A 24,803-nucleotide genomic window follows, 5' to 3' on the forward strand; every position below is an offset into this window, starting at 1 on the left:
TTTGTGTTGTCAGGTCAGGCCTCTTCGCGAGCAAGCTCTCTCCCACAGGTGAATTGTGAACGACACAGATCCAATGTGGGAGCGAGCTTGCTCGCGAAGAACGATAACGCGGTTTCGACTGAAATCACGCCCCGCTCAAACCCTTCAACAGCAAATCCACATTGCCTTCCAGCTCCGCCACCGGATCCGCCGCATCGGTACTCAACACCACCAGATGACTGCCCGACTCGGCAATCGCCGCTTTCAGCGCCTCGGATGGCTGCCGATGATGCAGCACCACCGCCACATCGTTGTCCTTGAGCGTAGCCGTCAGTTTTTTCAGATCCTGCGGCGTCCAATCGGCATCCGCGCGAGGGTCCTGGCCGACCAGTTCCAGATTCAAGCTGCCGATCAGATAACCAAAGTGATCACTCAAACTCATCACACTCAGGTTGTCGGCACTGGCCAGACGCGCTTCGCTATCCGCGCTGAGCTTCAACAAACGTTGCTTCAACGTTGCCAGGTTGGCCTCGATCTTTGGCTTTGCGCTGGGGGCCAGGCGCACCAGATCCGCTGCCATCACGTCCGCCATGCGCCCCATGTTGTTGCTTGCCAGCCACGGTTGACTGTTCAAACCATCGACCGGCAGATCCGGTTGCACGGCAATGCCGGGCAGGGCGCCGTCGACCGGGCGCGCCGCGTCGACTTCAACGATGCGGATATTGCTGCGGCGGGCGATCGGGTACAGCGGATCATCGGCCCACAGCGAGCGCACACCAATCACCGCATCGGCATCCGTCGCCAACTTGCTCAGCGCCGGCGCACCGCGCCCGGTGAAATAAGCGCTCTGACGGCTGCCCGGCAAGTTCGCCGGTGCCGCCCGTTCGAGCTTGACGTCAGTGCCTTTGAGCAACGCTTCGCCCAGGCCGTAGGTGATCGGCAACGACGCCAGCACGCGCAGCGGTTTAGTACTTTCGGCAGCCATCAACGGCGCGCAGACCACGCCGCACAGGGTCATGGCCAAGCTCAGTTTTCGCAGTGAAAAAGTCATTTATCCAAGATTCCCTTTCAGACTCGGGACGACCCCGCGCGCAATGGCAGCGAGGGCGAAGGCAATGCCGGCGACCAGAATGATCGCGGCGCCGGACGGAATCGGCAGATCAAAGACGATCGGTGCAAGAATCCCGCACAGTGTGCTGACCGTGGCGATCAGCACCGAGCACCAGAAAAAGCCCTTGAGCGACTGACTGAGCAGACGCGCCGCCGCCGCTGGAATCACCAGCAGCGCACCGACCAGAATCGCGCCGATGACTTTCACCGCCGCCACGGTAATCAGCGTCACCAGAATCACAAACAGATAATCCAGGGTCTTCACCGCCACCCCGCGCACCGCCGCCAGTTGCGGATTGAAGCTGGCGAGCATGATGCGGTTGTACAGCGGCAAGGCCAGGGCCATGACCAACGAACCGACGATGGCCAATACCGCCAGATCGTTGCCGTTGACGGTCAGCACCGAACCGAACAGCACGTTCTCCAGAATGTGCACGTTGATCTTGCCCGCGAGTATCAGCAGCAGGCTCGCGCCGAGGGCCAGCGACACCGAGAGGAACACGCCGATCAAGGTGTCCGGCGCCAGACCGGTACGATTGCGCAGGTAGTTGAGCAGGATGCCGAACAGCAGGCAGTAGCCGAACAGGCTGCCGTACGGTCCGGTGTACGGTTCGCCGAGCAGAATGCCGATGGCCACACCGGTCAGCGCCGCGTGGCCGACCGCTTCGGAGAAAAACGCGAAACGCTTGACCACTACTAGCGTGCCAAGGCCGCCGAGCACCGGGCCGATGAGCAAACCGGCCAGCAACGCATTGACCACGAAACCGTAGGCCAGTGCTTCCGGCAGATAACCGGACGAGGCCCAGCCCTGAACCATCAAACGAAAGGCTTCGTAACTCATCAGGCAGCGCTCCGTGGATGGGTCGAGAACAGTGTCAGTAGGCGTTCCGGGGTCAGTGCCTCGTGCGGCGTGGCATCGAACAGCACACGACGGTTAAGACCGGTGACGCGACTGGCCAGGCGACCGACCGCTTCCAGATCGTGCTCGATCCACAGCACGGTGATGCCCGCCGCACGCCAGTCGCCCAGCAGACGTTCGAATACTTGAATCCCGGCTTCATCGAGAGCTGACATCGGTTCATCCAGCACCAGCAATTGCGGCGCCGGAATCAAACCCTGGGCGAGCAGCACACGCTGGCGCTCACCGCCGGACAGTGCGCCCATGCGGCGTTTGCGTTTGTCCTGCATGCCGACGCGTTCCAGCGCTTCACCAATGGCGCCGGCGTAACGCTTGCTCAAACCGAGAAACGCCGGGCGTCGCTGGCACATGGCGGCCATGAAATCGTCGACAGTCATCGGCAGCCCGCGATCGAATTCCAGCGCCTGCGGCACATAACCGATGGTGCCGGGTACGCCGGGCCATTGCAGGCTGAGTTGACCCTGATGGGGCATTTGCCCGAGCAAGGTCTTGATCAGCGAACTTTTGCCGCCACCGTTGGGGCCGACCAAGGCGTGAACGCTGCCGGGCTGCACCTGGAAGGTGACGTTGTCCAGAATGGTTGTGCGCCCCAACGTCAGACAAACATCCGCGAAATCCAAAGTCGGACCCGAAACCTGTGGGAGCGAGCTTGCTCGCGAATGCGGTGTGTCATTCAACAAAGGTGTTGCCTGATCCGGCGCCTTCGCGAGCAAGCTCGCTCCCACAGGGTGCTCGGCGTCCTTGAGGTTGAGGTTTTCTCTGGAAGTCATGCACCAGACTCCTGAATCGCCCGCACCACGGTGTCGAGGTTGCCGGTCATTTCCTTTTCGTACTTGTCGGCGGTGTATTCGCCGTAGGAAATGTGCGACAGCGGATACAGCTTGACGCCGGACTCGCGCTGAATGGTGTCGACGTAAGTGGACGGGAAATCCATCTCCGAGAAGATCACTTTCACGTCCAGTTCCCGCAACTGGTCGATGGTTTTCTTCAACTGGCTTGGGCTCGGTTCGATACCGTGAGCCGGTTCGACCACGGCGGTCACTTCCAGGCCGAACTCACGCAGCAGATAGTCGTAGGCAGCGTGCACCGTGGCCACGCGCAGTTCGGCGTTTGGCGCTTGCGTCAACTTGGCCAGGGCGTCAGCGCGCATCTGCCGCAGGCGTTTGCCGTAGGCGCGGGCGTTCTGGGTGTAGGTCTTGGCGTTGTCCGGATCGAGTTTGCCCAGTTCGCGGGCAATGTTGTTGACCTGGGCGATGGACGCGCTGATCGACAGGAACGTGTGCGGATTCACCACTTTGCCGGCACCGCGCGCGGCAACCCCGGTGGCGGCCAGCAACGGCACGTTTTCGTTGGCTTCGATGGTCTTGATGTTCGGCGTTTCGCTGGCGGCGATCATGCGGTCGGCGAAGTCGTCATGGCCGACACCGTTGAGCACGATCACATCCAGCCCGCTGATGCGTTTGATGTCCTCGGCCCGTGGCTCGTAGGCATGCGGGTTGAAACCGGCCGGGATCAGCGGCACCACCTCGGCCTTGTCGCCGACGATGTTCGCCACATAGCTGTAGTAAGGGTGCAGGGTGATGCCGATGCGCAGGCGTTTGGCCGGATCGGCGCTGGCCAACGGGCTCAGCAGGCAGGCGCACAGACCCACTAAAAAGAGGCGTAACAACGGACGACGAGGTGATGAAATAGACATGGGCAAGCGGTCTTCTCTCGGAGGAGGGCGAGGAATCAATGGCGATGTTCGCGGGTAACCCCGGCATCGTATTGCGCGACGATCTGTTTCCAGCCAGCAGCGGACAGCGCAGCCGCAGTGAGTTGCGCCGGGACTTGAGCGGCGGCATCACGGTTGAGCCAGATGTCCGGCGCAGCCTTGTCATCGGCGCTCAGCAGCATGACGAACGAACCAGCGACAGTCGGATTCTGGCTTTGACCGACATATGCGGTGTCCGCCAGCAACTGCCAGGCATGACCACCCCGGCTGACCGAGCTTGCATCCTGGGCAAACGGCGCAAACCCTTGGTCGGCCAGATTCTGCGGGGTCGGCAGGGCTTGCTGTTCTTCGCGCAGCAAGCGGATTTCATCGAGGGTCACCCGCAGGTCGGCATAGATGCCTTGCTCGGCAGCACTGAGGTCGCGGCGTGCGTCGAGCTGGTTGGTCGCCACCGGCTCGGGCTCATGGGAAACCCCGCGCCATGCGACCACAGAACCGGCGATCGCGAGAATCAACAGACACAACAGCAGCACGTTGAGGGTTTCATGACCGGCACCGGCCGGACGCACGATTTGTCGGGTCGGCGTACTCATGGGGCTTCGATATCCGCTTGGTCGATTTCCACCACGTGGCCCGGGCCTGCGTCGAACAGCACGTAAAATTCGCTGCCGGGTTTCTTGAACGTCAGTGTGGAGTCGGCGCCGAGCTTGCCCGGTACCAGAATGGTTTCGTCGTAGCCGATCACATCAAGGGTAACCCCCGGCGCGCCGCTGCCGTCGGAGAACCCGCCGGTGCATTTGATCTGCTCGGCGTCGATGGCTTTGCATTCGCACATCGGGTTGTGCGCCAGCGCACTGGCACTGAAGCCGGCGCACAGCACCAACAGCGTGGCCTTCAGGCGCAGGCGGGAAAGGCGTTGAGAGCAAGTCATGGTTTGACTCCTTGTTTGTTCAGCCAGGCGAAGGTGGCGGGGGAGGCCTGACTCAGAGGGATCGAAGCCTGATGCATGCTGCCGTCCCAGCCTTCCATGGTGATCCACAGTTCGGCGTCGGGACTGGTCTTCTCCGGAAACGGCATTTGCGTGCCCATGCGGTAAGGCGTGCCGAAGAAAATGCTGCCGGCGGCGCGCAGGCTGCGCGGCTTGCCGATGCGCAGGTAGGTGGCCTTGACCTGATCGACACAGGCATCGCACAGGGCAGCGCTGAAGTCTTTCATGTAGCCGGCCGGGCCGGTGAGCACCGGCGCTTCGTTGCGCAATTCGGCCAGGCGCAGGCTCCATGGGCCGACCTGAATAGTGCCGATCTCGTGCTGGCCCAAGCCGCTGTCACCGCGAAACAGCGAGGCATCGGCGAAGTACTTGGGCATGAAGCCCAGCGGGATCAACAGCAGCAGGACATTGATGTGGAAGCGCCATTTGTGCCAGAAACGCGCCAGTCGAGAAGGTTGGGCCTTGGTGATGGATTTGCTCACAGGCTGGCCTCCGAGGTTTCACGGCTCATGGCTGGTTGTGCCTTGAGACGGTTTTTCTTGTCTTCGCGCTTCAAAGCATTGGCGGTGGCCAGCGCGGTGCGTTTGGTCCAGATCAACAAGCCGCTGAGGATCATCATGCTCAGTATCAGACCGAAGAAGAACCAGATCAGCTTGATCCAGATACCGCCGAAATCGCCGGTGTGCAGCGGCCGCATGGACTCGGTGACGAACTCCAGCGACGATCGGTCGGACAGTAGCCGTGAAGCGGCGATGTCGCCGTTGTACGGATTGAGCGTGGCGGTCTGGAACATCAACGGATACCAACCGCGCCCACCGACGCTCATGTGGCTGTAGGCATTGCCCGGCAGGCTGACGAAGCTGGCTTCCAGCCCCGGGATCTTTTCTTGCGCGAGTTCGACGGCGCGGTCCAGGCTGATCCGTGGCGGTGGCGTGCCAGCGGCGGAGATCGGTACGCTTTCACGGGACATGGCCGGAATGATCGGCTCGCTGGAGATGGCGATCTGGTTGTCGAACAGAATGGCCCGAATCAGAAACCAGATCCCGGTGATGGAAATCACCGCAATGAACCAGATCGACCAGATACCGCACAAGCGGTGGAAGTCACCCCAGAAAATCCGCGCGCCATGGCGCACGCGCAGGGTCGGACGCAGAAATCCTTTCCAGAAGCGCTTGTAGACCACCAGACCGGTAATCAACGACACCAGCATCGGCACGCCGAGAAACGACACCAGATACCAGCCCCAACTGAAGCCGTTGGTGAACGGCACCAGCCACCAGCCGTGCAGGGCGCGGGTGAAGGCCTTGAAATCGAAGGTCGGCGCAGGACCCTGAATCACCCCGGTATAGGGGTTGACGTAGACCGTCTGCGAACGGCCGTCCGGATAGCTGACTGCAACGTCGAGGGCGAAGTGTGATTCGTCGGGGCGACTGATGCTTTCAACGATGGTTTGCGGTTCGGCTGTTTTGATGGCTGCCATGATCTGGTCATAGCTGAGCAGCGGCGCATCGTCCGCAGGCTGGCTGGCACGCATCTGCGGGTTGGCCAGCCAGACGATTTCCTGACTGACCACGGCCAGGGTGCCGGTGACACAGACGATCAGGACAAAGAACCAGATCGGTAACGCCAGCCAGCTATGAACGAGGAACCACAGTTTGGAGCGGGATTTCTTCGACATGATTGCGCGTCTTGATAGCGGTGAAAGGGCGCGTAACTACGGGCTTCGCAGCACGGTGACCCCGAAAGACCGAACGTGGCTTTTGCCTACGCGAACGGCCTGCATTTCTATAAGACGGATGAGCGAGGTAAATCCCGAAAGATGATATGAAAGCAAATGTTTCCCAATTCCCCGATCATCACGCGGCCCCTTGTAGGAGCGAGCTTGCTCGCGAAGGCGGCCAACCAGTTGCAACTAATGTGACTGACACATCGCTTTCGCGAGTAAGCTCGCTCCCACAGGGTTTTGCTGCGTACAGGGGATCAAACACGATTCATGTTCCACGCCATCACTGTCAGGCAATTGATGGCCAGTGCGCGCTCCCTATGATGGGCATCACCTGATTTCCCTGAGTGAGCGCCTTGATGACCGCCAGAACCCTCTACGACAAGCACATCGATTCGCACACGGTGTGCCGCCTCGATGATCAGGGCCATGTCCTGTTGTATATCGATCGCCAGGTGATCAACGAATACACCAGCCCGCAGGCCTTCAGCGGTTTGCGCGCGGCCGGGCGCGACGTCTGGCGGCCGGGCACGGCGCTGGCGGTGGTCGATCACGTCAACCCGACTACGCCCGTGCGCATCGCAGCGATGGCCGATGCCGGCGGCGCACGGCAGGTGTCGTATCTGGCGCAGAACTGCCGGGACTTCGGTATCGAGTTGCTGGACGTCCTCGACAAGCGTCAGGGCATCGAACATGTGATCGCCCCCGAACAGGGCTTTATCCTGCCCGGCATGGTCATCGCCGCTGGCGACAGCCATACCACCACCTATGGCGCACTCGGCGCCTTCGGTTTCGGCATCGGCACCTCGGAGATCGAACACCTGCTGGCCTCGCAGACCCTGGTCTACAAACGCCTGAAAAGTATGCGCGTGACCATTGATGGCGACTTGGCGCCGGGCCTGACCTCGAAAGACGTGATCATGGCCCTGATCGGCCGCATCGGCGCGTCCGGGGCCAGCGGTTATGCCATCGAGTTCTGCGGCTCGACCATCGATGCCCTCAGCGTGGAAGCGCGCATGACCATCTGCAACATGGCCGTCGAGGCTGGCGCGCGCGGCGCATTCATGGCGCCGGATGACAAGGTCTTCGCCTATCTCAAAGGCAAACCGCGAGCCCCGCAAGGTGAACTGTGGGAGCGGGGCCTGGAAAAGTGGCGCGAACTGCGCAGTGATCCCGCTGCGCTGTTTGACCGGGAGATTCACCTTGACGCCAGCGTTCTGGAACCGATGGTCACCTGGGGCACCAGCCCCGATCAGGCTGCCGCTATAGGCGCGCGAGTGCCGGATCCGCAGTCGGTCAGCGATCCGATCCTGCGCCAGGACATGCGTCGCGCCCTCAATTACATGGGCCTCGAAGCGGGCATGGCGCTCAGCGACATCGTCATCAGCCATGCCTTTATCGGCTCGTGCACCAACGCGCGGATCGAAGACCTGCGCGATGCCGCCAGCGTCGTGCGCGGTCAGCAAGTAGCCGGGCATGTGCGGGCGATGATCGTTCCCGGCTCCAGCGAAGTTCGCGCTCAGGCCGAGGCCGAAGGGCTGGCGCAGATTTTTATCGACGCCGGTTTCGAATGGCGTCAGTCCGGCTGCTCGATGTGCCTGGCGATGAACGACGACGTACTCGCCCCCGGCGACCGCTGTGCGTCCAGCACCAACCGCAATTTCGAAGGCCGTCAGGGCGCCGGCGCGCGCACTCATCTGATGAGCCCTGCCATGGTCGCTGCCGCTGCAATCAGCGGTCGACTCACCGATATCCGCTACTTTGGAGACCGTCCATGAGCCTGCAACCCTTCATTCAAGTCAGCGGTCAGGCCGCGCCGTTACTGGCGGCCAATGTCGACACGGACGTGATCATGCCCAAGCAGTTCCTCAAAGGTATTGATCGCCAGGGACTCGATCGCGGGCTGTTTTTCGATCTGCGCTTTCTGCGCGATGGCAGCCCCGATCCCGATTTTGTGTTGAACAAAGCGCCGTGGCAGGGCGCAAGTTTTCTGGTGGTAGGGGCGAATTTTGGTTGTGGTTCCAGCCGTGAACATGCGGTCTGGGGCTTGCAGCAGATGGGCATTCGTGCGCTGATCGGCAGCAGTTTTGCCGGGATCTTCTACGACAATTGCCAGCGTAACGGGGTGTTGTTGATTACCCTGGAAGAGGCGCAGGTGCAACGCATCGGACAGCTTGTCGGTGAGCCTGAAACGGCGCGGATCGGCATTGATCTGCAAGCACAGCAGATCAGTCTGGCCGATGGCACGGTAATCGACTTCCAGATCGACACCCTGCGTAAAACCGCGCTGTTGCTCGGCCTGGATGCCATTGGCAACACCCTGCAACGGCGCGAGCAGATCAAGGATTTCGAGCGCGAACATCTGGCCAATAACCCTTGGCTCTCCTGACTCACCACTGATTCCCTTGTAGGAGTGAGCCTGCTCGCGATAGCGGTGGATCAGTCAGAATTGTTGTATCTGCCACACCGCTATCGCGAGCAGGCTCACTCCTACAGGGGGGCTGTGGTACCTGGGCTACAGCGACAGGCTTTTGAAATGCTCCTGCAAAAACTCCACACACGCGCGCAGTTTCCCCGAATGCGCCAGCCGCGTCGGGTACACCGCCCAGACGTTGGCGCTCTGGCTGTAATCGTCGAGCACCTGCACCAAGCGTCCTTGCTCCAGCAACGGCTTCACATCCCACAGCGAACGCAACAACACTCCGCGCCCGTCCAGCGCCCATTGCAAAACAATCTCGCCGTTGTTGGACGATAACGGCCCGCTGACCCGCACGCTCTCTTGCCCGCCGTCGCGATCCAGGTGCCAGATACCGAAGGCGTTGTCGCGTTCCTTGATCACCAGGCAATCGTGCTGTTGCAGCTCGTCCAGCGTCTGCGGCGTGCCGCGCCGTTGCAGATAACCGGGAGCGGCGCAGAGTACTCGTCGGTTGCTGACCAGACGCCGGCCGATGTGCTGGCCGGGCAGGTCATCGCCGACGCGGATCTCCAGATCGAAGCCTTCGTTGACGATGTCCACGACCCGGTCAAACAGGTCGAGGCGAATCTCCAGCTCCGGATAGCGCTCGGCCAGCAAGGACAGCGCTGGCGCGACGTGATTGCGACCGAAACCGAAGCTGCTGCACAGGTGCAGACGCCCACGCGGGCTGTCGTGGGCGTCGGACAGTTCGTCGTGCAGTTGCTGAAAGTCATCGAGAATGCGCAACGCCCAGCGCTGCACGCGTTCACCGTCCTCGGTCAACGAGACGCGGCGACTGGTGCGATGCAGCAGGCGAGTGCCGAGGGTGGTTTCAAGAATCTGGATGCGTTTGCTGACGTAGGCTGGCGACAGGCCCAGTTCATCTGCCGCAGCGGCAAAGCCGTTCTTGCGGATCACGGTGAGCAACACACGCAGGTCTTCGGGCAGGGGCACGCTGTCTTTCTTCTGGGACATGTCAAAAACGAGCACTGGCGGCAGAAGCCGCCAGCATAGCACCGAGGTTCAGTGGCTCCGCTCAGCGCAGGAAGGCCAATGCTTCGGCAAGCAACAGCTCGGGGACTTCTTCGGCAATGTAATGGCCGGCGGGCAATGCCTGACCGCTGACGTTAGCCGCCACGTGCTGCCATTCCTTGAGCGGATCGAAGCAGCGGCCGACCGTGCCTTCGGCGCCCCACAACACGCGCAGCGGCAAATTCAGGTGATGTCCGGCAGCGATGTCGGCGCGGTCGTGCGCAAGATCGATGCCGGCGCTGGCGCGATAGTCTTCGCAGATGCCGCGAGCGCTGCCCGGTCGTTGCACACAGCGCAGGTATTCGCCGAAGGCTGCGTCGGTAAACGGTTTGAGTCCGGCGCTGCGACTGCCCATCACGCTGCGCAAATAAGCTTCGGGGTCGGCCTCGATCAGGGTTTCCGGCAGCGGCGCCGGGCGGATCAGGAAGAACCAGTGCCAGTAGGCGCGGGCGAAGGCTTCATTGGTCTGTGTATACATCGACAGGGTTGGGGCGATGTCGAGCAGCATCATGCGCTGTACGGCGTTGGGGTGATCGAGGGCGAGGCGATGGGCGACCCGCGCGCCACGGTCGTGAGCCAGAATCGAAAACTGCTCGAAGCCCAGCGCCTGCATCAATTCGACATTGTCGCGGGCCATTTCGCGTTTCGAGTAATTAACGTGCCGGTCATCGGCGGCGGGCCTACTGCTGTCGCCGTAACCGCGCAGGTCGGCGGCGACCACGGTGAAGTGCTCGGCCAGTTGTTCGGCAATCTTGTGCCAGATCACGTGGGTCTGCGGGTGCCCGTGCAACAGCAACAGGCCCGGGCCGTTGCCGCCGAGGCGGTAGGCAATGTCCACGCCGTTGACGTGGCGCTGGTCTTTGAGGAATCCGGCAAACATCGGGCTGATCCTTTTTCAGGGTGCTTGTTGGCTGCATCCTGAAATCGTCCGGCGTTCGGGGCAAGGGGTAAAGCGTGGTGGGCAGGTTCATGAAGTGTGATGGGTGTTGGCCGTTCCGGCCCCATCGCGGGCAAGCCCGCTCCTACAGGGATCTTTGGTGTGGTCACGATCTATGTCCAACCACAAAAAACCTGTGGGAGCGGGCTTGCCCGCGAAGAGGCCAGTGCAGACAGGGAAATGCTCAACCCTGCTGAAACATCTCCATCGCCCGCTGCTTGATCTGCTCTTCAGTCAGATCTTCCTTGCGCGAGGCCAGAAACCACAGATGCCCATACGGATCCTTCAACGTCCCGCTGCGATCACCGTAAAACTGATCCTTGACCTCGGATACCGACGTCGCCCCGGCATCCAGTGCCCGCTGGAACGACTTGTCGACATCGGTGACATACAGATGCAGCCCGACCGACACCGCCTGATCCGGATTGCTCAATGGCCCCTGATCGCACGGCGAGCCGAGCATGATCGCGCTATCACCAATGCGCAGTTCGGCGTGGCCGATGCCGCCATCCGGTATGTCCAGGCGCATGACTTCGGTGGCGCCGAAGGCTTTCTTATAGAAATCGATGGCCTCGGCGGCTTTGTGAATGCCGAGATACGGGGTAATGCTGTGATACCCCTCGGGAATGGGTTTGACGCTCATGACGTTCTCCCTGAGTTGTTGTTCTATGGGACAGGACTCCACCGGATTTGTGGAAGATTCACTATAGAACCGTCCTCGCCGTGCAGATTTTTGCCCGACGAGCAGTCAATCCTTGGGGAAGTGCGGCCCCGGTCCCTGTTCGCCCAGCACATCGCCCTGATTGCGCAGCGGGCAGGCCTCCATCGACAGACAACCGCAACCGATGCAGCCATTGAGCCGGTCACGCAGCAGCGTCAATTGCTCGATTCGCTCATCCAGCTCGCGGCGCCATTGTTGCGAGAGGATTTTCCAGTCGGCCGCGGTGGGCGCACGATCATCCGGGAGGCTCTTCAGCGCCTCGCCAATCTCCGCCAATGGAATCCCCAGCCGCTGCGCGACTTTGATCAGCGCAACGCGACGCAGTACTTCGCGCGGATAGCGCCGCTGGTTGCCGGCATTGCGCTGGCTCTTGATCAAGCCCTTGGATTCATAAAAGTGCAGAGCAGTGACGGCGACACCGCTGCGCGCTGCGACTTCGCCGACCGTTAACGGTTTATGCACATTTTCTTTGCTGATCATCTGCAGACAGCTCTTGACCTTGACTTAACTAGAGGTTTTACCCTGCAGGTCTTCGAGTCGCAAGGCTCGTCTTATGATGAGTGGGGGCTTTCCATGAACAATCGCAGTTTTACCCAATTGATCGAATTTGAAATCGAACCACGCCAACAACCTGCGCTGGTGACCGCGCTGTCACGGCAGACCGAGCGCCTGGCTCAGCGTTATGCCGGTTTTGTCAGCGCCAGTGTGCAGGCCAGCGATGACGGCCGGCGCGTTTTGAGTTTCCTCCAATGGCAGACCCGCGAGGCGGGGGAGGCGGCGTTCCGCAGCTTCGAAAGCGGCGAGCAGGGTTTCTGGCAACTGATTCACGCCCATCAGGCGAAAACCATCACCTTCAATTCGTTTCAAGTGCTGAGCAGCATCGCCCGCAGTCACGACGATGCGCTGCACTGCAATCTGGTCGGCTAGATCGACAACTGGATCAAGCGCTCGCCTTGCAGGTTTTCCGTGAGTCGCCGTTTGTTCACCGCCAGTTCGCCGATCTTGATCAATCGCGTGCGGGTGACGTTGCGGCTCAGACCGAGCAGCGCCGCAGTGTGCACCTGGTTGTAATGGCAAAAGCGATACGCCGCGCGCAGCAAGGCGTCTTCGACTTTTTCGTGCAAAGCGCCGGCCTGTTGCGCGAACAGTTTTTGAAAGGCCTGTTCCAGCAACGCTTCCGGTGAATCATCGGCGCTGCCGTGATGATCGTCCGGGCGTTCGATGCGCAGGTTCGACAGGCGCAAATCATCGCGTTCGATCACACCGTTGCGGCAGATCAGCAGGGTGTGATGAATAACGTTTTCCAGTTCGCGAATGTTGCCCGGCCAACTGTAGGCACGCAGTTTGTGCTCGGCGCCGGGGCTGATACTCACGCGTCCATAACCGAGGCGCTGACTGTAGGCTTCGATGAAATGCCGAGTGAGTGGCAGGATATCGCCGGGCCGCTCGCGCAACGGGCTCAGTTCCAGATTGACCACGTTGAGGCGGTAATACAGATCTTCACGGAAATGGCCGGCATTGATGGCTTTCTCCAGTTGCACGTTCGTCGCCGCCAGGACTCGCACGTCGATGGCAATGCTTTTGCGCGAGCCCAGCCGCACCACTTCGCGCTCCTGCAACACCCGCAGCAACTTCACCTGGATCGCCATCGGCAGATCGCCGATTTCATCGAGAAACAACGTGCCGCCGTCCGCTTCCTCGAACCATCCGGCCTTGGCGCTCAGCGCACCGGTGAACGCGCCTTTTTCATGACCGAACAATTCCGCTTCCACCAGTGACTCGGAAAACGCCCCGCAATTGACCGCGATAAACGGCCGATGGCGACGGTTGCTGAGGTTATGAATATGCCGCGCCACCAGCTCTTTGCCAGTGCCGGTCTCACCGATGATCAGCACACTCGCTTCACTCGGCGCGACCTGCTGCAAATGCGCGAGCAGGGCCTGGGACTTCGGGTCTTCGAACACCTGCGCGGTGGCGCGGATCGACGTGGCGAGCGCGGGGGAGGGCGGTAGGGTCAGCAGTTGCATGGGCTCGTCCTTCTCTTTAGTTCAAATGCAGGCTGGTCAGGAATAGAAGGTCGGCACCGGCAGCGCCTGATTCAGCGCCCAGTCGCCCAATTCATGGAGTTTGTAGTCCAGCGGGTCGTGCAGCGTCTGGGTACGCAGGTTGCGCCAGTGACGGTCGAGGCGCAGGGAGGCGTGGGTGGAGCGCGCACCGGTCACTTCGAACAAACGACTGCAAATCTCCAGACCCTGGCGGCTGGCGGCGACTTTCGCGGTGGCAATTGCCGTGGCGACATGACCGCGCTCTTCGGCGCTGAGATTCGCACCCTTGGCCCAGGCTGCATCGAGCAACCCCGCCGCGCGTTCGACCAACAGGCGAATGCCTTCCAGCGCCACCCAGAACTCGCCGTAATGCGCGAGTACGTAGGGATCTTCGCGCACATCGCGCGCCGTCGATTTGTGCCAGAGCCGGGTTTCACTGAGGGTGTATTGCCGCGCCTCTTCGAAAGCGCCCTCGGCAATCCCGAGAAACATATGCGTGAACGTCAGCTGCGCGATCAATGGCCGCAAGCAGGCGAACGGCGTGCTCAACGGGCCAGGATCAAGCAGCAATTCCGACTCTTCGACGCGCACCCGTTCGAACGTGGCGCTGCCACTGTCGGTCTGGCGCTGGCCGATGTTGTTCCAGTCATCGTGCAGGGTGATGCCACTGCGCCCGCTGGGAATCGCGGCGATCAGCAACTTGCCGCCCGCGCTGTCATCGACGGCCGAAGCGATCAGCATTTGTGAGTCGCTGGCACCGGAACAGAAGCTTTTCTTTCCGGAAAACTCGCGCCAGCCACCGAGATCTTTGACCACGGTGCGGGTGTCGAGCGGGTTGAGCGCATTGCCCCAGAACCAGTTCTGCCGCGCGGTCTGTTCGAACCACGGCTGCCATTGTTCCGGCCGGGAGAACAGGCGCACGGTGGCGAGCATCAAATGATGGAAACCGAAGACGTGAGCAATCGAGCTGTCGACCTTGGCGAATTCGCGGACGACCTGCAGGGTTTCACTCCAGCTCGCGCCGAGGCCGCCGTAGCGGGTGGGAATGCTCAGGGCCAGCAGACCGCTGTCGCGCAGGGCATCGCGCTCGGCCTTCGGCGTGCCGCCACGTTCGTCACGTTCGACGGCCGTCAGGGCAAACTCGGCGGCCAGTTGGCGGGCGGTCTGCAGCGGGGATAACAAAGTACTTTGTGGTTTGGCGGTCACACGGTGTTCCTCAAAGAATCGACGCAGCCCCCCTGTGTGCGGGCTTGCTCGCGAATGCGCTGGGTCATCGATATAAATGGTGACTGACACGATGCCTTCGCGAGCAAGCCCGCTCCCACAAGAGATTTGGTTCAGGCACTGGCTTTTGTGGGCAGCACATCATTGGCAATCATCTCGCCAAACGGCCCGGTCAGATTGGTCACGCCGCGCCCGGCCAGACTGGCGTAAGGCTCGGGCAGCAGCGGGAACACCAGCTCGGCAAAGCGGTAAGCCTCTTCCAGGTGCGGATAACCAGAGAAAATGAAACTGTCAATGCCTAGGTCCGCGTACTCCTTGATCCGCGCCGCCACTTGCTGCGGGTCGCCGACCAGCGCCGTCCCGGCACCGCCGCGCACCAGGCCGACGCCGGCCCACAGATTCGGAGCGATCTCGAGGTTGTCGCGACGGCCATCGTGCAGTGCCGCCATGCGTCGCTGACCTTCGGAGTCGAAGCGCGAGAAGGATTTCTGCGCCGCCTCGATGGTCTCGTCGCTGATGTGTTCGATCAGCTTGTCCGCCGCTTTCCAGGCCTCTTCGGCGGTTTCGCGCACGATCACATGCAAGCGGATGCCGAACTTCACCATGCGCCCATGCCGCGCCGCACGTTCGCGCACGTCGGCGAGTTTTTCTGCAACGGCGGCGGGTGGTTCGCCCCAGGTCAGATAGACATCGACCTGCTCGGCAGCCAGGTCATGCGCCGCATCGGACGAGCCGCCGAAGTACAGCGGCGGATAGGGTTTCTGCACCGGCGGATACAGCGCCTTGGCGTTCTGCACCTTCAGGTGTTTACCGTCGAAGTCCACCGCTTCACCCTGCAACACACGGCGCCAGATCTTCAGGAATTCATCGGTGACTTCATAGCGCTCGGCATGACTGAGAAAACTGCCATCGCCACGGTTTTCGTCCGGATCGCCGCCGGTCACCACATTGATCAGCAAGCGGCCGTTGGACAGGCGATCCAGCGTCGCCGCCATGCGCGCCGACACCGTCGGCGAGATGATTCCCGGACGGATGGCCACCAGATAACGCAGGCGTTCGGTCAACGGTACCAGTGCCGAGGCGATCACCCATGAGTCCTCGCAGGAACGCCCGGTGGGGATCAGCACGCCGTGGTAGCCGAGGCTGTCAGCGGCCTGCGCCACTTGTTTCAGATAGTTGAGGGTGACCGGGCGCGCACCTTGGGTGGTGCCCAGATAATGGCCATCGCCGTGGGTTGGCAGGAACCAGAAAACATCCATGAACAGCTCCTCAGGCGATTTTCAGCAAGGGTTTGCGTTGGGTGGCAAACAGCGGCGCGGCGCGTTCGGCCGCCAGGCGGATGCGCGCCTTCAGCAGTTCGCTGGTGATCTGGTAATCGGCGAAGTCGGCTTCGCTGGCGTACACGCCGATTGGCAAGGTCATGGCCTGGAAGAAGCTGAACAGCGGCCGCAACTGATGATCGAGCACTAGCGCATGGCGTTCGCTGCCGCCGGTTGCGGCGAGCAGCACCGGGGTGTCGATCAGTGCATTGAGGTCGATCAGGTCGAACAGATGCTTGAGCAGACCCGGATAGGAACCGCGATAGACCGGCGCGGCAACGATCAGCAGATCGGCCTGTTCAATGGCCTGCAACTCGGCTTCAACCTCGGTACTGAGTTCCTGACGCGACAGCGCAGCGCCGAGCGGGCGAGCGATATCACCGAGTTCGATCAAATGACTTTCGATGGTCAGGTGCCCGGCGAGTTCGGCGAGCAAGGCCTGGGTCAGCACCAGGGTACGGGACGGACGCCAGGTGCCGCCGGAGAGGGCGACGACTTTCAGGGGACGCGACATGATCAGTTCCTTTTTCAACAGTTGCTCAGCGAGCAGTGAGTGAGTCACCGGGTCTGAGCAAGTGCTGTACCAATTCCTGGAAGCCCCGGTTTACAAGGCGTTGAGCGTTAGCGTGGTGGTTGTCCCTGTGTATATCAGGGTGCTTTGCTGAATCAGTGTTGTCTGAGCAACAGTTGCTGGAGCAACAGTGCTCAGCGCATGAGTGGAGTTATAAAGCCTGTTTTTTATTCCGTAAAAGAACGTTAATCGATATTTATAGATCTTTAGGAGATATGCCCCGGCACGTGGTGATTTCCTGATAGCCACTATTGAAAGCGTTGATTTCTGCGCGAGCGCGCCCGGGCGTAGCCTTTGTCCATCGACTCCCCATTGCTCGCCAGGACGCTCCCATGAATCGTTTACTGACTGTTTCCCTGTTGCTCGCTGTCTCCGTACTCGCTGGTTGTGCCGGACATGTTTCGCCGGAACTGCGGCCTTACACCGAAGAAGAATCCCGCGAATTGGCGATGGAAGCGCTGAACCGCAGCGGCTTGTCTTTCGACGAATACCACGCGAAAAAAGCCCAACTGCTCGGTCAGAAGCCGTTCGACAAGAAAGCGGAAATGAGTGCCGAACGTGCCGTACAGCTGCACGGTCGCCCGAGCTGAAAACAAACTGTACTGCTGGAAGTTTTACCCAACTGTCCGTGGGCTTGCCGGGCGGCGTGGGATAGGGTCAACACCTGAATGACCCTGATGGATTGCTTGCCATGACCCTCTCGCTTGACCTGCTGTTGGGCTTTGCCCTGTTTGCCCTTGTCACCTCGATTACGCCGGGGCCGAACAACACCATGTTGCTGGCATCGGGGGTGAATTTCGGCTTTAACCGCACCATCCCGCACATGCTCGGGATTACCTGCGGCTTTTTCGTTCTGGTGGTGGCCGTGGGCTTTGGCCTGGGTGCGGTGTTTCAGAACTATCCGGTTCTTTATACGGTTCTGCGCTATGTCGGCGCGGCCTATCTGTTGTATCTGGCGTGGAAAATCGCTCACTCGGGACCTGTCGGTGACAGCGCCGAAGGCGAGGCGAAGCCGATCAGCTACCTGGGCGCCGCGGCGTTTCAGTGGGTCAATCCCAAGGCGTGGATCATGGCCATCGGGGCCATCAGCACCTACACGCCGATGCAGGGCTATTTCACCAATGTTCTGGTGATTGCTGCGGTGTTCGCCATCATCAATCTGCCGAGTGTCGGTGTCTGGGCGGCCTGCGGCACGTTGTTGCGCAATGTGTTGAAGGATCCGCGCTGGTTACGCGTGTTCAACTGGGGCATGGCGGCGCTGTTGGTGATTTCGCTGTACCCGTTACTTCTCGAAAGCTTTAGCTGACGCATCGCTTCAACCGCAGGCCGGATGCCTGTTAAGCTCGACTTCAGGAGCGTTCCTACGCACTTTTAAATGAAGTTGTTCTTCTTTAACGGCATCCGATCAGGTATTGATGACGCTCTCGAACCGACGCGCAGCTCACAAGGCTGCGCCGTGCCGTTTGCAGACATGCGCCTCCTGATCCCGGAACACGCTCTGCGAGTCTTTTATGAACACACGTCCGTTGTATTTCGATTACGCCGCCACCACCCCGGTGGACGAGCGGGTCATCCAGGTGATGATCGAGTGCCTGGGTTTTCACGGTAACTTTGGCAACCCGGCGTCCAGCTCCCACGCGTTCGGCCAGCAGGCCCGGCACACGGTCGAGCAGGCCCGCCGACAGGTTGCCGAACTGGTCGGCGCCCAGGCTGAGCAGATTGTCTGGACCTCCGGTGCCACCGAGTCCAATAACCTCGCTCTCAAAGGTGTGGCGCAGGCGCGCGGGGTTTCCGGCGGCCACATCATCACCAGTCAGATTGAACACAAAGCCATCCTCGATACCGCCCGCCAATTGCAGGATGCCGGCATCGCCGTGACCTATCTGGTGCCGGACGCCGATGGCCTGATCACGCCGCGAGCGGTCAGTGAAGCCATGCGTGATGACACCTTTCTGGTGTCGCTGATGCTGGTCAACAACGAGCTGGGCACCGTCAATGATGTTGAAGCGATTGGCGCCGTTGTGCGCGGTCGTGAGGCGTTGTTCCATGTCGATGCGGCGCAGGGTGCCGGCAAGGTCGCGATCGATCTGGCGCAATGGCCGGTGGATCTGATGTCGTTCTCGGCGCACAAACTTTACGGTCCAAAAGGCATTGGCGCGTTGTACGTCGGCCCACGGGCGCAGCAGCGTTTGCAAGCGCAGATTCACGGTGGCGGACATGAAGGCGGCTTGCGCTCCGGGACGTTGGCGACGCACCAGATTGCCGGCATGGGCGCAGCGTTCGCGCTGGCCGCCGAGGCTTTCGATGCCGAGCAAAAAACCATTGTCGCGCTGCGTGAACGCTTGCTCGAACAACTGCTCAGTCTGCCGGGCGTACGCCTGAACGGCTGCGCCACGCAGCGCATTCCGCACACCTTGAGCCTGACCTTCAGCGAAGGTGAATTCAACAGCGCGGCATTGAGCCATTCGATCGCCTTTTCCGCGACTTCGGCCTGCAATTCCGCCAGTAACACGCCATCCCACGTGCTGTTGGCGCTGGGACATGACGCACATCTGGCCGGCCGCACCATTCGCTTGAGCCTCGGCCGTTTCACCACGGCCGAGGATATCGACAAGGCCGTGCAACTGATCAAGACCGCCTGCGCCAGTGCTCCGGCATTCTGGGCGACCGGGCTTTAAACGAGCCGACTCACGGCTACGAACAATAACGATGAAGTGATTAGCAGGAGACATGATGAGTACCCAGACCTCGACCGAAGGATCGGTGCCCCAGCGCCTGGCGCACACCCGTGAACTGATGCGCCGCGAAGGCATTCATGCGCTGTTGGTGCCGTCCGCCGACCCGCATTTGTCGGAATATCTGCCGGGTTACTGGCAGGGCCGGCAGTGGTTGTCGGGCTTCCATGGTTCGGTCGGGACGTTGATCGTCACCACTGATTTCGCCGGCGTCTGGGCCGACAGCCGTTATTGGGAGCAAGCGACCAAGGAGCTCAAGGGCAGCGGCATCGAACTGGTCAAACTGCAACCGGGTCAACCGAGCCCGCTGGACTGGCTCGCCGAGCAGACACCGGAAGGCGGTGTGGTCGCGGTGGACGGCGCGGTGATGGCCGTGGCATCGGCGCGTACCCTGAGCAGCAAGCTTGAGACACGCGGTGCGCGCCTGCGCACCGACATCGATTTGCTGCAGGAAGTCTGGCGCGATCGCCCGAGCCTGCCAAATGCACCGATCTATCAGCATCTGCCACCGCAAGCGACCGTCAGCCGTGGCGAAAAACTCGCCAAACTGCGCGAAACCTTGCAGGAGCGCGGCGCTGACTGGCATTTCATCGCCACACTCGACGACATCGCCTGGCTGTTCAACCTGCGCGGCGGCGATGTTTCGTTCAACCCGGTGTTCGTTTCGTTTGCCTTGATCAGTCAACAGCAGGCCACATTGTTCGTGGCGCTGAGCAAAGTTGATAGCGAATTGCGCGCTGTGCTGGAACAGGATGGCGTCACGCTGCGTGACTACAGCGAAGTGGCCGATGCCTTGCGCGCCGTGCCGAGCGGGGCGAGCCTGCTGGTCGACCCGGCGCGTGTGACCAGCGGTTTGTTGGATAATCTCGCCAGCGCTGTGAAACTGGTCGAAGGCCTGAACCCGACCACGCTGGCCAAGTCGCAGAAAAGTGAAGCGGACGCTGAACATATCCGCCAAGCGATGGAGCAGGACGGCGCGGCATTGTGCGAGTTTTTCGCCTGGCTGGAATCGGCCTGGGGCCGCGAGCGCATTACCGAACTGACCATCGACGAAAAGCTCACCGCTGCTCGTGAGCGTCGTCCGGATTATGTTTCGCTGAGTTTCAACACGATTGCCGCGTTTAACGCCAACGGCGCCATGCCGCATTACCACGCCACCGAAGAAGAGCACGCGGTGATCGAGGGTGACGGCTTGCTGCTGATCGACTCGGGCGGGCAATATCTGGGCGGCACCACGGATATCACGCGAATGGTGCCCGTCGGTACGCCGAGCGAAGAGCAAAAGCGCGATTGCACGCGCGTGTTGAAGGGCGTGATTGCCCTGTCGCGTGCGCGGTTCCCGAAAGGCATTCTCTCGCCACTGCTGGACGCCATTGCTCGTGCGCCAATTTGGGCCGACAACGTGGATTACGGTCACGGCACCGGTCACGGCGTTGGCTATTTCCTCAACGTCCATGAAGGCCCGCAGGTAATTGCCTATCAGGCAGCGCCGGCGCCGCAGACGGCCATGCAGCCGGGGATGATCACCTCGATCGAGCCGGGTACGTATCGTCCGGGCCGTTGGGGTGTACGCATCGAGAACCTGGCGATGAACCGCGAGGCGGGCAGCAGTGAATTCGGTGAATTCCTCAAGTTTGAAACCTTGACGCTGTGCCCGATCGACACGCGTTGCCTGCTGCCTGCGCTGCTGACGGAAGAAGAGAAGCAGTGGTTCAATGCCTACCACGCGCAAGTGCGTGAGCGCTTGAGTCCGTTGCTTGAAGGTGCCGCGCTGGAATGGCTGAACACCCGCACGGCCGCCATCTGATCAGGTGGAATTCAGGCGCTGTTATCAGCGCCTGAATGCTCGCTCAGCTCTGGCGCAGGGCTTGTTCAACGAAGTCGAGCCGATCCTGGCCGAAGAACAGTCGATTGCCAATGAACATGCTGGGCGCGCCGAACACGCCGCGTTTAACTGCGGTTTCGGTGTTGTCCTTGAGAGCGGCTTTGACTGACTCGTCGTTGCTCAGTGCGAGCACTTCAAGCGGATCAAAGCCGTGTTCGCTCAGCACGGCGGCGACCGTTTCGGGTTCATCCAGACTACGTCCTTCGACCCACAACGCTGTGAACAGGCAATCGATAAGCGCCTGAAAGCGTCCAGGTTGACGCAACTGGATGCCAGTGACCGCACGCATCAACATCAGTGTGTTGATCGGGAAATGCGGATTGAATCTCAGCGGGACTCCGTAGCGTTTCGCGTAACGATCCAGATCTTCAAACATGTACCGACCCTTCGCCGGAATCATCGCCGGTGATGCGTTGCCGGTTGCCTTGAATACGCCTCCGAGCAGCATCGGGAGGTAGATCAACTCACTGTTGGTTTCGGCACAAATCTTCGGCAATTGGGTGTAGGCCAGATAGGTGGCAGGGCTGCCAAGGTCGAAATAGAACTCCACGGTTTTGCTCATGTTCGCGTCTCTGTCGTTATTGTTATGGCGGAGGGGCTTACCAGCGTTCGTTCCAGGGGCGCAGGTCGAGCTCGAACGTCCAGGCATCCCGTGGCTGACTGTGCAGATACCAGTAATTCTCGGCAATGTGCTCGGGGTCGAGGATGCCATCCTGATCCTTGGTGGCATATTTCTCGGGGAAGCTGTTGCGAATGAAGTCGGTGTCGATCGCACCGTCGACTACGACGTGGGCGACATGGATGTTCATCGGCCCCAATTCTCGCGCCATGCTTTGCGCCAAGGCGCGGATGCCGTGCTTGGCGCCGGCGAATGCGGCGAATCCGGAAGCGCCGCGAAGTCCGGCGGTGGCGCCGGTGAAGAGAATCGTCCCGCGCTGGCGAGTGACCATGCGTTTGGCTACTTCACGAGCATTGAGGAAGCCTGAGAAGCAGGCCATTTCCCAAATCTTGAAATACTTGCGCGCGGTTTCTTCGAGGATGCTGCACGGCACGTTGGCGCCGATGTTGAACACAAAGGCTTCGATCGGACCGAGGCGGGTTTCGATGTCTTCAATCAAGGCGATGACGTCTTCTTCCTTGCGCGCATCGCAGGCAAAACCGTGGGCTTCGCCGCCTTCAGCCTTGATCGCGTCCACCAGCGGTTGCAGTTTTTCGGCGCTGCGCCGGGTGACGCAGGCGATAAATCCTTCTTTGGCAAAACGCTTGGCGATTGCCCCGCCCGTGGCATCGCCAGCGCCAACAACCAATACGACCTTCTTGTTGTTCATGGGTGGATCCCTTTATTAAACGATCGTTAAGTGAACGAACGTTATGCTAGGATCCCGGCAACGTCAAGGCAGTCGATTCGAGGGTAAACCATGCGATATTCCGCCAGTCACAAGCTGGAAACCCGGGAAAAGCTGTTGCAGAGCAGCGCCCTGTCAGCCAAGCGCTCGGGGTTTTCCACGGTAGGCGTCGATGGCTTGATGAAGGCGATCGGGTTGAGTGGTGCGGCGTTCTACAGTCACTTCTCGTCGAAAGATGCGTTGTTCACGGCCATTGTCGAGCGAGAGCTGGGTCAAAGCCTCGAGCGGCTGGGAGGCGAGGGCACGCCGGATCTTCAGCGACTGGAGCGCTGTCTCAAGCACTACCTGAGCATGGCTCACGTAGAGCAACCTGAGGCCGGTTGCGCGTTGCCGGCGCTGGGCGCAGAAATTGCCCGGTCGGATGTTCAGGTGCGCGAACAGGCCGAGTTGTGGATTTGTCGGCTTCATGAGCGCTGGGCACAGATACTTGAGAGCGAGACCCTGGCGTGGTCGGTGCTGTCGCAATGTGTTGGGGCATTGGTAGTGGCGCGTATGCTGGCCACGCCGGACGTTCAGCGAGCGGTGCTGAAGTCCAGCCACGAAGAGATTGGCCGGCAGATGGCCGGACAACGTTAATTTATTTGCAGATGACAATCATGCTGCGGCTGGTGTAACCCGCAGGATTGAGACCGAACGGGTAGTCGCCGGGTTCTTCCACGGTGTCACCGGATTTGGCGATGACCTTGTAGCCTTTCGGCAAGCACGCGTTGGCTGCACTGGCGTAGCACTTGTCCCAGGAGGACGATAGCCCGGAGCAATTGATGTGCAGCCCTTTTTTTCCGCGTTTTACCTGAGTTTCCGAAGTCGCCGCACAACCCGCAACAGCCAGTATGGCGATCAGTATCAAAATTCGTTTCATTCCCGTCCTTATCGGCCACGAGTCTATTGCTCGGGTTTGCCTGTGTTCGCTTGCGCTCTAAGCGTTTTGAAATCCCTGTCCGAAAAAATCCATGTCTGGCATTGGGTTACGGGTCTAAACATGGCCTAAATGCGCGCCAATTGCCAGACCTTCATCAAAACCCCTTTCAATCAGCGGCGATTGCGGGTTTAGCGGTGCTACCCATGGTCATGGTTGCGCCGACAGACGCCAGAATAATGCACATGATCGCCATCCATTGTGACAGCGTGAGGAATTCATGCAGAAACAGCAGGCCCGATAACGCTCCGAATGCGGGTTCGATACTCATCAATGTGCCGAAAGTGCGTGCCGGCATGCGGGTGAGGGCAACCATCTCCAGTGTGTAGGGCAGGGCGGTGGACAGGATTGCCACGCCAATGGCAATCGGGATCAAGGCGGGGGTCAAAAGCGCGGCACCTGCATGCACGATGCCGATAGGGGCCACGAACAATGCCGCGATCATTACCCCTAATGCTGCGGTCGTCACACCGTTGTCGGCACCGGCCTTCTGGCCGAACAGGATATATAACGCCCAGCAGACACCAGCTCCTAATGCATACCCGGCGCCGACCAGATCGATTCCGGCGCTGGTTGCGCCAGTTGGAATCAGCAGCATCAAGCCAGCGGCAGCGAGGGCGATCCAGAGAAAGTCGATAGCGCGGCGCGAGGCGTAGATTGCTACAGCCAGCGGCCCGGTGAATTCGAGGGCAACGGCAATCCCCAGCGGTACAGTGCGCAATGACATATAGAAGAGGAAGTTCATGCCACCCAGTGCCATGCCGTAAACGATGACCGTGCGTAGCGATTTGGCGGTCAGCCTGGCTCGCCAGGGGCGCAGTATCAATAGCATGATTACGCTGGCGAAGATCAGACGCAGGGTAGTGGTTCCCTGAGCGCCAACGATCGGGAACATGCTTTTGGCCAGTGAGGCGCCGGACTGGATTGATGCCATGGCTATTAATAGCAGACCAACCGGGAACAGCATTGAGGCAAGGGAGCGTGGCTGGTCATTCATTGCGCGGCATCATCCAAGGTAAGAGCAGGGTTTTATTTTGATATTGGGCAATATACTGCGCATTCATTGTGATTACGTCTATATAGAAGCGGTCTTTTTGCCGTGCTCGATAGAAAAGCGCAATTAG

The 24,803-nt window shown here is 60.5% G+C and carries 28 protein-coding genes; 8 read left to right on the plus strand and 20 right to left on the minus strand.

Annotated features, from left to right (window positions below; translation table 11 throughout):
- Positions 1-124: 124 nt before the first annotated feature.
- From ACM6IV_RS24035 to ACM6IV_RS24070, 8 genes are read right to left on the minus strand one after another with little or no spacing between them, the layout of a single operon-like run.
- Positions 125-1,030, minus strand: coding sequence for a metal ABC transporter substrate-binding protein (locus tag ACM6IV_RS24035; protein ID WP_414871935.1), 906 nt, complete (start codon positions 1,028-1,030; stop codon positions 125-127).
- Positions 1,031-1,930 (minus strand): metal ABC transporter permease, encoded by a 900-nt coding sequence (locus ACM6IV_RS24040; RefSeq protein ID WP_007917717.1) that lies wholly within the window; start codon positions 1,928-1,930, stop codon positions 1,031-1,033.
- Positions 1,930-2,778 (minus strand): metal ABC transporter ATP-binding protein, encoded by an 849-nt coding sequence (locus tag ACM6IV_RS24045; protein ID WP_414871936.1) that lies wholly within the window; start codon positions 2,776-2,778, stop codon positions 1,930-1,932. Before ACM6IV_RS24045 ends, ACM6IV_RS24040 begins: the two co-directional genes overlap by 1 nt.
- On the minus strand, positions 2,775-3,704 hold the full coding sequence (locus ACM6IV_RS24050; RefSeq protein ID WP_414871937.1) for a metal ABC transporter substrate-binding protein: 930 nt from the start codon (positions 3,702-3,704) through the stop codon (positions 2,775-2,777). The genes ACM6IV_RS24045 and ACM6IV_RS24050 overlap by 4 nt, the downstream gene beginning before the upstream one ends.
- 35 nt (positions 3,705-3,739) lie before the next feature.
- Positions 3,740-4,315: a DUF6162 family protein gene (locus ACM6IV_RS24055; RefSeq protein WP_414871938.1), complete on the minus strand. Its 576-nt coding sequence runs from the start codon at positions 4,313-4,315 to the stop codon at positions 3,740-3,742.
- A complete protein-coding gene (locus ACM6IV_RS24060) occupies positions 4,312-4,653 on the minus strand; it encodes a hypothetical protein (protein WP_414871939.1) in 342 nt (113 codons plus the stop codon). The genes ACM6IV_RS24055 and ACM6IV_RS24060 overlap by 4 nt, the downstream gene beginning before the upstream one ends.
- Positions 4,650-5,192 carry a thiamine pyrophosphate-binding protein gene (locus ACM6IV_RS24065; RefSeq protein ID WP_414871940.1) on the minus strand — a complete coding sequence of 181 codons (543 nt, stop codon included), beginning with the start codon at positions 5,190-5,192 and terminating at the stop codon, positions 4,650-4,652. The genes ACM6IV_RS24060 and ACM6IV_RS24065 overlap by 4 nt, the downstream gene beginning before the upstream one ends.
- Positions 5,189-6,388, minus strand: a complete 1,200-nt coding sequence (locus ACM6IV_RS24070) for a PepSY-associated TM helix domain-containing protein (RefSeq protein ID WP_414871941.1) — start codon at positions 6,386-6,388, stop codon at positions 5,189-5,191. Before ACM6IV_RS24070 ends, ACM6IV_RS24065 begins: the two co-directional genes overlap by 4 nt.
- A gap of 404 nt (positions 6,389-6,792) precedes the next feature.
- Between ACM6IV_RS24070 and leuC the strand changes: the two genes are divergently transcribed.
- A complete protein-coding gene (gene leuC, locus ACM6IV_RS24075) occupies positions 6,793-8,211 on the plus strand; it encodes a 3-isopropylmalate dehydratase large subunit (protein WP_414871942.1) in 1,419 nt (472 codons plus the stop codon).
- Positions 8,208-8,822, plus strand: coding sequence for a 3-isopropylmalate dehydratase small subunit (leuD, locus tag ACM6IV_RS24080; protein WP_414871943.1), 615 nt, complete (start codon positions 8,208-8,210; stop codon positions 8,820-8,822). Before leuC ends, leuD begins: the two co-directional genes overlap by 4 nt.
- Positions 8,823-8,948: 126 nt before the next feature.
- On the opposite strand, the gene ACM6IV_RS24085 is transcribed toward leuD, so the two are convergent.
- The 4 genes from ACM6IV_RS24085 to soxR all read right to left on the minus strand — a co-directional run bounded on the left by ACM6IV_RS24085 (position 8,949) and on the right by soxR (position 12,058).
- On the minus strand, positions 8,949-9,863 hold the full coding sequence (locus ACM6IV_RS24085; RefSeq protein WP_414871944.1) for a LysR substrate-binding domain-containing protein: 915 nt from the start codon (positions 9,861-9,863) through the stop codon (positions 8,949-8,951).
- Between the two features lie 61 nt (positions 9,864-9,924).
- A complete protein-coding gene (locus ACM6IV_RS24090) occupies positions 9,925-10,800 on the minus strand; it encodes an alpha/beta fold hydrolase (protein ID WP_414871945.1) in 876 nt (291 codons plus the stop codon).
- 241 nt (positions 10,801-11,041) lie between these two features.
- Complete coding sequence (locus tag ACM6IV_RS24095) at positions 11,042-11,500, minus strand: VOC family protein (RefSeq protein ID WP_414871946.1); 459 nt, start codon at positions 11,498-11,500, stop codon at positions 11,042-11,044.
- A 105-nt stretch (positions 11,501-11,605) separates the two neighbouring features.
- Positions 11,606-12,058, minus strand: coding sequence for a redox-sensitive transcriptional activator SoxR (soxR, locus tag ACM6IV_RS24100; protein WP_414871947.1), 453 nt, complete (start codon positions 12,056-12,058; stop codon positions 11,606-11,608).
- Between the two features lie 93 nt (positions 12,059-12,151).
- Between soxR and ACM6IV_RS24105 the strand changes: the two genes are divergently transcribed.
- Positions 12,152-12,505 carry an antibiotic biosynthesis monooxygenase gene (locus ACM6IV_RS24105; RefSeq protein ID WP_414871948.1) on the plus strand — a complete coding sequence of 118 codons (354 nt, stop codon included), beginning with the start codon at positions 12,152-12,154 and terminating at the stop codon, positions 12,503-12,505.
- Here the strand turns inward: ACM6IV_RS24105 and ACM6IV_RS24110 are convergent.
- The 4 genes from ACM6IV_RS24110 to msuE form a co-directional block, all read right to left on the minus strand.
- The gene (locus ACM6IV_RS24110) at positions 12,502-13,605 is read right to left on the minus strand and encodes a sigma-54 interaction domain-containing protein (RefSeq protein WP_414871949.1); all 1,104 of its coding nucleotides are present in this window, start codon (positions 13,603-13,605) and stop codon (positions 12,502-12,504) included. The genes ACM6IV_RS24105 and ACM6IV_RS24110 overlap by 4 nt on opposite strands.
- A 36-nt stretch (positions 13,606-13,641) precedes the next feature.
- Entirely contained in the window at positions 13,642-14,829 is a 1,188-nt protein-coding gene (locus ACM6IV_RS24115; RefSeq protein ID WP_414871950.1) for an acyl-CoA dehydrogenase family protein, read from the minus strand.
- Positions 14,830-14,960: 131 nt separating this feature from the next.
- Positions 14,961-16,106, minus strand: coding sequence for an FMNH2-dependent alkanesulfonate monooxygenase (ssuD, locus tag ACM6IV_RS24120; protein WP_414871951.1), 1,146 nt, complete (start codon positions 16,104-16,106; stop codon positions 14,961-14,963).
- Between the two features lie 10 nt (positions 16,107-16,116).
- Positions 16,117-16,680: an FMN reductase gene (gene msuE / locus ACM6IV_RS24125; RefSeq protein ID WP_414871952.1), complete on the minus strand. Its 564-nt coding sequence runs from the start codon at positions 16,678-16,680 to the stop codon at positions 16,117-16,119.
- Between the two features lie 389 nt (positions 16,681-17,069).
- Here msuE and ACM6IV_RS24130 point away from each other — a divergent pair, with 389 nt between their 5' ends.
- From ACM6IV_RS24130 to ACM6IV_RS24145, 4 genes are all read left to right on the plus strand, one after another.
- Positions 17,070-17,327: a hypothetical protein gene (locus ACM6IV_RS24130; RefSeq protein ID WP_414871953.1), complete on the plus strand. Its 258-nt coding sequence runs from the start codon at positions 17,070-17,072 to the stop codon at positions 17,325-17,327.
- 101 nt (positions 17,328-17,428) lie between these two features.
- A complete protein-coding gene (locus tag ACM6IV_RS24135) occupies positions 17,429-18,043 on the plus strand; it encodes a LysE family translocator (RefSeq protein WP_414871954.1) in 615 nt (204 codons plus the stop codon).
- A 205-nt stretch (positions 18,044-18,248) separates the two neighbouring features.
- Positions 18,249-19,415: an aminotransferase class V-fold PLP-dependent enzyme gene (locus ACM6IV_RS24140; protein ID WP_414871955.1), complete on the plus strand. Its 1,167-nt coding sequence runs from the start codon at positions 18,249-18,251 to the stop codon at positions 19,413-19,415.
- Between the two features lie 55 nt (positions 19,416-19,470).
- A complete protein-coding gene (locus tag ACM6IV_RS24145; RefSeq protein ID WP_414871956.1) occupies positions 19,471-21,279 on the plus strand; it encodes an aminopeptidase P family protein in 1,809 nt (602 codons plus the stop codon).
- Positions 21,280-21,322: 43 nt separating this feature from the next.
- Here ACM6IV_RS24145 and ACM6IV_RS24150 read toward each other — a convergent pair whose 3' ends face one another.
- Together ACM6IV_RS24150 and ACM6IV_RS24155 are read right to left on the minus strand one after the other, a co-directional pair.
- Entirely contained in the window at positions 21,323-21,919 is a 597-nt protein-coding gene (locus ACM6IV_RS24150; RefSeq protein ID WP_414871957.1) for a 2-hydroxychromene-2-carboxylate isomerase, read from the minus strand.
- A gap of 37 nt (positions 21,920-21,956) precedes the next feature.
- The gene (locus ACM6IV_RS24155) at positions 21,957-22,685 is read right to left on the minus strand and encodes an SDR family oxidoreductase (RefSeq protein ID WP_414871958.1); all 729 of its coding nucleotides are present in this window, start codon (positions 22,683-22,685) and stop codon (positions 21,957-21,959) included.
- A 90-nt stretch (positions 22,686-22,775) separates the two neighbouring features.
- On the opposite strand from ACM6IV_RS24155, the gene ACM6IV_RS24160 reads away from it, so the two are divergent.
- Entirely contained in the window at positions 22,776-23,339 is a 564-nt protein-coding gene (locus ACM6IV_RS24160) for a TetR/AcrR family transcriptional regulator (RefSeq protein ID WP_414871959.1), read from the plus strand.
- Position 23,340: 1 nt separating this feature from the next.
- Here the strand turns inward: ACM6IV_RS24160 and ACM6IV_RS24165 are convergent, their stop codons facing one another.
- Together ACM6IV_RS24165 and rhtA are read right to left on the minus strand one after the other, a co-directional pair.
- Positions 23,341-23,622, minus strand: coding sequence for a hypothetical protein (locus ACM6IV_RS24165; protein WP_414871960.1), 282 nt, complete (start codon positions 23,620-23,622; stop codon positions 23,341-23,343).
- Between the two features lie 166 nt (positions 23,623-23,788).
- Positions 23,789-24,676 (minus strand): threonine/homoserine exporter RhtA, encoded by an 888-nt coding sequence (gene rhtA / locus ACM6IV_RS24170; protein ID WP_414871961.1) that lies wholly within the window; start codon positions 24,674-24,676, stop codon positions 23,789-23,791.
- Positions 24,677-24,803 lie beyond the last annotated feature (127 nt).

It is taken from the genome of Pseudomonas sp. IT-347P, from assembly GCF_949768005.1.
In the GTDB taxonomy this organism is placed as follows: domain Bacteria; phylum Pseudomonadota; class Gammaproteobacteria; order Pseudomonadales; family Pseudomonadaceae; genus Aquipseudomonas.